Source organism: Caldicellulosiruptor sp. F32 (genome assembly GCF_000404025.1).
In the GTDB taxonomy this organism is placed as follows: domain Bacteria; phylum Bacillota; class Thermoanaerobacteria; order Caldicellulosiruptorales; family Caldicellulosiruptoraceae; genus Caldicellulosiruptor; species Caldicellulosiruptor saccharolyticus.
Genome location: NZ_APGP01000109.1, coordinates 1 through 2658 on the forward strand (window position 1 = coordinate 1; position 2658 = coordinate 2658).

A 2658-nucleotide genomic window follows, 5' to 3' on the forward strand; every position below is an offset into this window, starting at 1 on the left:
CATCACAGATGGAAAGTACATCTGGGTACCATATCAGAAGGTTACAAAAGATAACTTAGAAGAGATGAAAAAATACGTAAATGAACAGTAAAGCATAGAAACTAAAGCCGCCACCTTGTCAAAGAGCCTATTTAGAAGATGGCAAGGTGGCGGTAATTTTGAATTGCTTTTTTTGACGGAAAATTGTTTCAAGAGGTGTATTGCTATGGGAAGACCAGAGTATATTTTAGAGATGAATAACATTACAAAGGAATTTCCAGGTGTTAAAGCACTTGACAATGTTACAGTAAAGATAAAAAAAGGGACTGTTCATGCGCTTTTGGGCGAAAATGGTGCGGGGAAGTCCACATTGATGAAGTGCCTATTTGGAATTTACAAGCCTGACAGTGGTGAGATCATATTAGATGGTCAGCATGTTCACATTCAAAGTCCGATTGACGCTATAAAGCTTGGGATTTCAATGATCCACCAAGAACTTCAGCCAGTTCCTCAGCGAAATGTGATGGAGAACATCTGGCTTGGCAGATTTCCTCACATAAATGCGGGGCCTTTTAGGTTTGTTGACCACAAGAAGATGTACGAAGACACAAAAGCACTTTTGCAAAGACTTGAGATAGATGTTGACCCAAAGGCAATTGTGGGCCAGCTTTCTGTTTCTAAAATTCAGCTTATTGAGATTGCAAAGGCTGTATCTTACAACTCAAAAGTTATTGTCATGGATGAGCCAACATCTTCCTTGACAGAAAACGAGGTTGAGCATCTTTTTAGGATAATAAAAGACCTAAAATCAAAAGGTGTTTCAATCATATATATCTCTCACAAGCTTGAAGAGATATTTGAGATAGCAGATGAAGTGACAATCATGCGAGATGGTAAAGTGGTTGGTTCGTGGAATATATCAGAGCTCACACCTGATATGATGATTGCAAACATGGTTGGACGCCAGATGTCAGACAGGTTCCCACAAAAGACAAACAAGCCCTCAGAGGTTATTTTGAGGGTTGAAAATTTGACATCTGTTCATCCAAAGTCGTTTAAGAATGTTTCATTTGAACTGAAAAAAGGCGAAATTTTAGGGATTGGCGGACTTGTTGGGTCTCAGAGAACAGAGCTGATTGAAGCTATATTTGGGCTAAGAAGCATTAAAGAAGGGAAGATATACATAAAAGGAAAGGAAGTTGTTATAAAAAGCCCACAGGATGCAATCAAAAACAAGATTGCACTTTTAACAGAAGATAGAAAGCTCACAGGAATTGTTCCAGAACTTAACATCTTAGAAAATACAACATTGGCAAGTCTCAGGAAATATCTAAATGGTTTTAGACTTTTGAATGACAAGAGAAGAGTGATGGACACCGAAAACTTTATTAAGGTTTTGAAAATAAAAACACCTTCATATAAAACACAGATAAAGAATCTCTCTGGTGGAAACCAACAAAAAGTATTAATTGCACGCTGGCTTTTGACAGAACCAGAAATTCTTCTTTTAGATGAGCCAACAAGGGGAATTGACGTTGGTGCAAAGTATGAAATTTACAATCTCATAAATCAACTTGCAACAGAAGGAAAAAGCATTATCATGATTTCTTCTGAGATGCCAGAACTTTTAGGAATGTCTGACAGAATCCTTGTCATGTGTGAAGGTAGAGTTTCTGGTATCTTGGAGCGAAAAGATGCAACAGAAGAAGAAATCATGCGACTTGCAACAAGATTCTCAGCTTAAATTATTTTTGAGGAGGTCAACTTCAAAATGACATCGGCAAAGAGAATAAGACAAATAGTATCACAAAATGCAATCTACTTTATTCTACTTGCCCTCATAATTGTGATTGCCTTTATAAGCCCTGACTTTTTATCTTGGAGATGTTTTAGAGACATATTGCTTCAGTCATCAACAAGGGCAATAATTGCACTTGGTATGAGCTTAGTGTTAATCACTGGCGGTGTTGATTTGTCAGCAGGAAGAGCTGTTGGTTTAGCTGCTGTTGTGTCTGCGTCAATGCTTCAAACTGCTGACTATGCAAGAAGGTTCTTTCCCGACCTTCCACAGCTACCACTGATAGTTCCTATACTAATTGCAATTGTAATTACTTTATTGTTTGGGCTTTTAAATGGTATAGTAATTTCGCGTTTGAGCTTACCACCGTTTATTGCGACTTTGGGTTCAATGGTAATCATCTATGGCGCAAACTCACTGTATTTTAACCTTCCGCCAAACAACTCACAGCCAATCGGTGGTTTAAGGTCTGACTTTACAAACTTAGGTACAGGTTATATTGGAATTTCAGGTGAGTATTCAATACCATATATTTTGATAATAGCTTTGGTTGTTGCAATAGTTGTATGGGTGATACTTAACAAGACAAGCATAGGAAAGAGTATCTATGCAGTCGGTGGTAATGTCAATGCTGCAAGGGTTTCTGGTATAAATGTTGCAAAGGTATTGATATTTGTCTATGCATTTGCAGGACTTTTATATGGCTTAGCAGGTGTTTTAGAGGCTGCAAGAACTGGCGGTGCAACAAACAACTATGGTAACATGTACGAGCTTGACGCTATTGCAGCCTGCGTTGTTGGTGGCGTTTCAACAACAGGTGGAATTGGAACAGTGCCTGGTGTTTTAGCAGGTGTTTTGATATTTGGTGTTATAAACTATGG

The 2658-nt window shown here is 38.3% G+C and carries 2 protein-coding genes; both read left to right on the forward strand.

Annotated elements, in window-relative coordinates:
• The first annotated feature begins 205 nt into the window (after positions 1 to 205).
• The gene (locus H964_RS09685; protein WP_039767137.1) at positions 206 to 1723 is read left to right on the forward strand and encodes a sugar ABC transporter ATP-binding protein; all 1518 of its coding nucleotides are present in this window, start codon (positions 206 to 208) and stop codon (positions 1721 to 1723) included.
• Between the two features lie 27 nt (positions 1724 to 1750).
• Positions 1751 to 2658 (forward strand): galactose/methyl galactoside ABC transporter permease MglC (mglC, locus tag H964_RS09690; RefSeq protein ID WP_039767139.1); only part of this gene is annotated, 908 nt, incomplete at its 3' end.